The 5,679-nt window shown below is 72.4% G+C and carries 6 protein-coding genes; all 6 read left to right on the top strand.

Annotation, left to right across the window (positions count from 1 at the left end; genetic code table 11):
* Window positions 1-708 (top strand): SDR family oxidoreductase (locus ACFXB5_RS52215; RefSeq protein ID WP_385222809.1); only part of this gene is annotated, 708 nt, incomplete at its 5' end.
* A 77-nt stretch (window positions 709-785) separates the two neighbouring features.
* Complete coding sequence (locus tag ACFXB5_RS52210) at window positions 786-1,574, top strand: SDR family oxidoreductase (RefSeq protein ID WP_385222806.1); 789 nt, start codon at window positions 786-788, stop codon at window positions 1,572-1,574.
* A 33-nt stretch (window positions 1,575-1,607) separates the two neighbouring features.
* On the top strand, window positions 1,608-3,284 hold the full coding sequence (locus ACFXB5_RS52205; protein ID WP_385222803.1) for a thiamine pyrophosphate-binding protein: 1,677 nt from the start codon (window positions 1,608-1,610) through the stop codon (window positions 3,282-3,284).
* Window positions 3,285-3,294: 10 nt separating this feature from the next.
* Window positions 3,295-4,275 carry a PDR/VanB family oxidoreductase gene (locus ACFXB5_RS52200; RefSeq protein ID WP_385222800.1) on the top strand — a complete coding sequence of 327 codons (981 nt, stop codon included), beginning with the start codon at window positions 3,295-3,297 and terminating at the stop codon, window positions 4,273-4,275.
* An 11-nt stretch (window positions 4,276-4,286) separates the two neighbouring features.
* A complete protein-coding gene (locus ACFXB5_RS52195) occupies window positions 4,287-4,499 on the top strand; it encodes a recombinase-like helix-turn-helix domain-containing protein (RefSeq protein WP_385222797.1) in 213 nt (70 codons plus the stop codon).
* Between the two features lie 5 nt (window positions 4,500-4,504).
* Complete coding sequence (locus tag ACFXB5_RS52190; RefSeq protein ID WP_385222794.1) at window positions 4,505-5,533, top strand: Rieske 2Fe-2S domain-containing protein; 1,029 nt, start codon at window positions 4,505-4,507, stop codon at window positions 5,531-5,533.
* The last annotated feature ends 146 nt before the right edge of the window (window positions 5,534-5,679 follow it).

Genomic DNA, 5,679 nt, shown 5'->3' with positions numbered 1-5,679 from the left:
GGCCTCGGACTGGCCACGGCCCGCCGGGCAGGCGCGGACGGCGCCGTCCGTGTCGTCGTCGCCGAGGTCGACCCGGAGCGCGGCCGGACGGCCACGGCCGGGCTGCGCGCCGAGGGCATCGATGCGCACTTCGTACCGGTGGACGTCGCCGACCCGGAGTCGGTGGACGCGATGGCCGACGCGGTCGCCGCGCTCGGGCCCCTGCACGGCCTAGTCAACAACGCGGGCCTGGCCGACGCGGTCGGCGGCAAGCCCTTCCACGAGATCGCCGTTGCGGACTGGGACCGGATCATGGCGGTCAACGCCCGTGGTCCCTGGCTCGTCGCCCGCGCCCTGCTGCCCCAGCTCATCGCGTCCGGCAGCGGTCGGATCGTCAACCTCGCCTCCGACGCCGCGCTGTACGGGTCCCCCCGGCTCGCCCACTACATCGCCTCCAAGGGCGCCGTCATCGCCCTCACCCGGGCGATGGCCCGCGAGGTCGGCGATCTGGGAGTCACCGTCAACACCGTTGCCCCCGGTCTCACCGAGGGCGAGTCCTCCGTACGCATCCCGGCCGAGCGGCACGAGCTGTACCGCCTGAACCGCGCGATCTCCCGACCGCAGCGGCCCGAGGACCTGACCGGCCTCATCACCTTCCTGCTGGGCGAGGAGGCCGGATACATCACGGGGCAGCTCTTCGCCGTGAACGGGGGCTTCACGATGCAGTGACCGCCGCCGGCCCGTAGCGCCCGGCCCCACACCCCTATCGACCGACTCGGACTCAGACTCAGACTCAGGGAGACACCATGGACCTCGGCCTCGCCGGCCGCACCGTACTCGTCACCGGCGGCAGTTCGGGCGTCGGCCTGGCCACGGTTCGCGCCTTGCTGGCGGAAGACGCGCGCGTCGCCACTTGCGGGCGCGATGCCGGCAACCTCGACAAGGCCGCCGCGGGCCTGGGCGCGGGCCCGGACCGGCTGTACACCGCGGTGTGCGACGTCCGCGACGCCGACGCCGTACACCGTCTGGTCGACGGGGCCGCCGACCGCTTCGGTGGGCTGGACGGGCTGGTCAACAACGCGGGCCAGTCCCGTATGAAGCGGCTGGCCGACACGACGCCCGAGGACTGGCGCGACGAGCTGGACCTGAAGTTCTCCTCGGTGCTCAATCCGCTGACGGCGGCGCTGCCCTTGCTGCGGGCCTCGGCCGCCGCCGCCGTCGTCAACGTCAACGCGGTTCTCGCCAAGCAGCCCGAGCCGCGGCTGATCACCACCAGCGCGGCCCGCGCCGGGATCCTCAACCTGTCCAAGTCACTGTCGGCAGAGCTGGCCGCCGACGGCATCCGGGTCAACTCGGTCTGCCTGGGCCTGGTCGACACCGGCCAGTGGGAGCGCCGGTACACGGCCTCCGGCAGCGTGCTGGACTACGACGCCTGGCAGGCGGAGCTCGCCGCCGACCGCGGCATCTCGCTCGGGCGGCTCGGGCGTGCGGAGGAAGTCGCGTACGCCATCGTCACCCTCCTCTCGCCCCGCGCCTCCTACATCACCGGTACCAGCATCGACGTCTGCGGCGGCGTGGGCCGCGGCATCGCCTGACGCCCGACACCCACCCCACCCCCGGAGCGGACCATGAACCATTACCACAACGGCGGCGACCTGCTCGTCGAAACGCTGCGCAGGTTCGGCGTCGACACCGTCTTCGGCGTCGTCAGCGTGCACAATCTGCCGCTGGTCGAGGCCGTCGACCGCGACCTGCGCTTCGTTCCCGTACGGCACGAGGCCTCTGCGGTCAGCGCCGCCGACGGCTACGGCCGGGCGCGCGGCGGCCTAGGCTGCGCGCTGACCAGCACCGGTACCGGCGCGGGCAACGCGGCCGGGGCGCTGGTGGAATCGCTCACCGCGGGATCGTCGGTGCTGCACATCACGGGCCAGATCGAGAGCGAGCACCTGGGCTCGGGGCGCGGGGTCATCCACGAGACGAAGGACCAGCTCGGCATGCTCCGGGCGGTCTCCCGCCACGCCGTCACGGTCACCGAGGCGGCGAACGCGGGCGCGATCCTCGACGAGGCCGCCACCCTCGCGCTCGCCGCGCCGGGCGGCCCGGTGAGCATCGAGTGGCCGATCGACCTGCAGTACGAGGCCCAGGCCCTCGGCGGAAGCCCGGCACCCACCACCTCCGTAGCGCCTCCGCGGCCGGACCCGGTAGCCCTGCGAGCCGCCGCCGAACTGCTGGCGGGCGCACGTCGGCCGCTGGTCTGGGCAGGCGGTGGCGCCAGTCGCGCCGGATCCGAACTGGCCGCGCTGCTGGAGGAGTTGAACGCGGGGCTGCTGACCAGCAACGCCGGACGCGGCGCGGTCCCCGAGGACCACTGGCGGTGTGTCGGCAACTTCGCCACCGCCCCCGCCGGGCGCGCTCTGCTCGACGAGGCCGACGTCCTGCTCACGATCGGCACCCACCTCCGCTCCAACGAGACCGCCGACTACAGCCTGCGGCTGCCCGAGGCGCACATCCAGATCGACATCGACGCCGCCGCCCTCGGCCGCGTCCACCCGGCCACGCATGCCCTGCACGGCGACGCCGCCGGGACCCTCACCACCCTCATCACCCTGCTGCACCGCACCACGGGGCGCACCGCCACCGACCCCGGCTGGGCCGACCGGATCCGGAACGCCCGTACCGACGCGCGAAGCACCCTGCACGAGCAGATCGGCCCGCAGGCCGCGATCTGCGACGCGATACGGAGCGCCCTGCCGCGCCGGGCGGTGATCGCCCGGGACGTGACCATCCCGTCCAGCAGCTGGGGCAACCGGCTGCTGGACATCTACGACCCCCGTGACAACGTCTTCCCGCTCGGCGGCGGCATCGGCCAGGGCCTCGGCATGGGCATCGGAGCCGCCCTGGCCCGCCCGGACGCCCCGACCGTGGTCATGGCCGGGGACGGCGGGCTCGCCGTCCACCTCGGCGAACTGCTCACCCTCGCGCAGGAGAAGCCCCGGCTCACCCTGATCGTCTTCAACGACGGCGGCTACGGCGTACTGCGCAATATGCAGGAACGTTACTTCGACCGCCGCTCCGGCGTCGACCTGGCCACCCCCGACTTCGAACTGCTCGCCCGTGCGGTCGGCCTGCCCTTTGCCCGGATCACCGGCGGTGTGCAGGCCGCCGCCACGATCTCGAAGGCCGTGGCCGCCGACGGCCCGGTGCTGGTCGAAGTCGATCTCACCGAACTCGGCCCGATGAAGACCCCTTTCACCCCGCCGGTCAAGCTCCCGGTTCGGATCACGGCCGGGATCTCGGCGCAGTGAGGAGGACACAATGACCAGGACAGCGCAGACCGCAGCAGAGACCACAGCCGACCTGCTGGTGCACCGTATGACCTGGGAGGCCGAGGACGTCCTCTCCGTGGAACTGGTCCACCCGGACGGCAAGCCCCTGCCGCCTTGGGAGCCCGGCGCCCACGTCGACCTGCACCTCGGCGGTGGGTTGGTCCGCCAGTACTCGCTGTGCGGCGATCCGCAGGACACCGGCCGCTACCGCATCGGCGTCCTGCGCGAGCCCGCCTCGCGCGGAGGCTCCGCCCACGTCCACACCAAGCTCCGCCCCGGCGCCACCGTCGGCGTCCAAGGCCCGCGCAACCACTTCGCGCTCGTCGAGGCCGCCCGCTACCTCTTCGTCGCGGGCGGCATCGGCATCACCCCGCTGCTGGCCATGGCCCGTCAGGCCGGCCGGCTCGGGGTGCCCTGGAGCATGGTGTACGGCGGCCGACGCCGGGCCTCGATGGCGTTCGCCGCGGAACTGGCCGAGCTGGCCGAGCTGCCCGAACCGGCCTCCGATACAGGGGAGTTGACCCTCGTGCCGCAGGACGAGCACGGCCTGATCGACCTCGACACCCTGCTGGCCGACCTGCCGGACGGCACCGCCGTCTACTGCTGCGGCCCGGAACCCCTGATCGCCGCCGTGGAGGCACGCTGCGCCGCGCACACCGAGCGGTTCGCCGCGCCCAAGGCCGCCGAACCGGCCAGCGGTGACAGCGCCTTCGAGGTGGAGTGCCGCCGTTCCGCCCGTACGGTCCGGGTCGAGCCCGGCCGCAGTGTGCTGGACGCGGTGGAGGACGCCGGAATCACGGTCCTCAGCTCGTGCCGCGACGGCATCTGCGGTACCTGCGAGACCCCCGTCCTCGAAGGCACTCCCGACCACCGCGACTTCCTGCTCAGCGACGACGAGCGGGCGGCGGGCGGATCGATGATGATCTGCGTCTCGCGCGCCCGGTCCGGCCGTCTCGTACTCGACCTGTAACCGGAGCGACCATGTCCTACCTTGAGGTGCACCAGTCCCGCACCCATGAACCGACCGCGTACGAGTACCGGCTCGCGGCCGTCCTCGAAGAGGTCTTCAGAACCGACGGCCACGACCTCGACACCGTGGTCGCGTGCCTCAACGCCCGGGGCCTGCAGGCGCCCGACGGCGGCCAGTGGACCGAGCGGTCCTTCCGCGACGAGATGCGACGACTGGGAGTGTGACGACGATGACCGCACTGCGTAACACCGGTGCCACCCCCACCGCCGACGAGATCTACGCCACCGGGCTGCGCAACCAGTGGCACCCCGTCGTCCCCTCGCACTTCGTGGCCCCCGGCGGCATGCGCCATGTCACCGTGCTCGGCACCGCCTGGCTGCTCTTCCGGCGCGCCGACGGCACCCTCCACATGCTGGAGGACCGCTGCCCGCACCGCGGCGCCCGGCTCTCCCTCGGCAAACACCTCGGTGATCGCATCGGCTGCTGGTACCACGGCGTGGAGGTCGACGGAGGGGGCACGGTCACCTCCGTTCCCGGGCTGCCCGGCTGCAACCTGGAGGGCAAACAGCTCGTCACCAGTCTGCCCGTACGCGAGGTCAGCGGCGCGATCCTCGCGTACTTCGGGGACGCCGAGCACCCCGAGCCGTGCGAGCTGACCCTCCCGGAGCCGCTCACCGACCCGGACGTCTCCGCGTTCCTCTGCTACGCCGAGTGGGACGTGCCCTGGCGCTATGCGGTGGAGAACCTTCTCGACCCCATGCACGGAGCCTTCCTGCACCGCGAGTCGCACACCATGTACGAGGGCGACACCAGCGCGAAGTTCCGTATCCGCGAGACCCCACGCGGCTACTTCTTCGAGAAGACCGACCAGCACGGCGTCAACTTCGACTGGGTCGAGCTGTGCCGTACGGGCGTGGACTGGGTCGACCTGGAGATCCCCTATCCGCCGTCGGCGGGGCCGGGCGGCCCGTTCGGCATCGTCGGCATGGTCGCCCCGGTCGACGCCGATCGCTGCGGGGTCTTCTTCTGGCGCTACCGGCGTGTCCAGGACTGGCAGCGTGACACCTGGCGGTTCCTCTACCGCACGCTGATCGAAGCCCGCCACTGGCAGGTCCTGGAGCAGGACCGCACGATGCTGGAGGCCATGCCGCACGACGCCGACCAGACGGAGAACCTCTACCAGCACGACCTCGGCGTCGTCCGCCTGCGCCGGCTTTACCGCGCCGAGGCGCAGCGCCAGGCGCCCGCCCCGGCGTAGGGTCTGGCCGGCGGATCACGCCGGAGACGCGGCTTTCCTGCGGCCTGATCCGCCGGACAGGCCCTGGCAGCTCCGCGGGCCCTGTCGTCGCGGCGAGGAAGGCCGTGGCACCGCGACCTGTGCCGCGACGGGGAGCGGCACAGGTC

Source organism: Streptomyces sp. NPDC059455 (assembly GCF_042750115.1).
GTDB lineage: Bacteria > Actinomycetota > Actinomycetes > Streptomycetales > Streptomycetaceae > Streptomyces > Streptomyces endocoffeicus.
This window is presented reverse-complemented; position numbering and strand designations above follow the sequence as displayed.